The 609-nt window shown below is 61.7% G+C and carries 1 protein-coding gene; it reads left to right on the top strand.

The features are described 5' to 3' along the window. Positions 1–609, top strand: a 609-nt coding sequence (locus AX756_RS24350) for a recombinase family protein (RefSeq protein WP_197431140.1), incomplete at both ends; no start/stop codon positions are given.

Below are 609 nucleotides of genomic sequence, written 5' to 3'. Positions count from 1 at the left end.
CGGGGACGCTACTCAGCCCCCTGCCCTGCGACAAGCCAAGTTGTTCTGACACCACCGCTGAACGTGTTGCTCTCCTTTGCCCAGTTCGAGCGCGAGGTCACCGCCGAACGAATCCGCGACAAGATCGCCGCCTCGAAGAAGAAGGGGCTCTGGATGGGCGGCGTTCCCCCACTCGGCTATGACCCGCATCCCGACCCGATGCGCCGAGAACTGGTGATGAACGAGATCGAGGCCGACGTGGTCCGACAGATCTTTGCTCTCTATGCCACTCATAGGTGCCTGAACCTCGTCACCCGCGAAGCTGAAGACATTGGCCTGCGCTCCAAGTGCCATGTCTTCTCGACCGGGAGGGTTCAGGGCGGCAACAGCTTGAGCCGCGGCCAGATCCACAAAATTCTCACCAACCCGATCTATCTTGGCTTGATCCGGCACAAGGAGAAGACTTTCCCCGGCAAACATCCAGCCATCGTCGATCAGGGTTTATGGGACGAGGTGCAGGACCTTCTGCAGGCCGCCAGTGCCCGGCGGCGCGGCGTTCCGGCCGGACAGCCCAGCAGTGATGCAGCACCGCTCAAGGGCAAGTTCCGGGACGAAACCGAGGATCTGCTC

Source organism: Aliiruegeria sabulilitoris (assembly GCF_001558155.1).
GTDB classification, from domain to species: domain Bacteria; phylum Pseudomonadota; class Alphaproteobacteria; order Rhodobacterales; family Rhodobacteraceae; genus Tropicimonas; species Tropicimonas sabulilitoris.
This window is presented reverse-complemented; position numbering and strand designations above follow the sequence as displayed.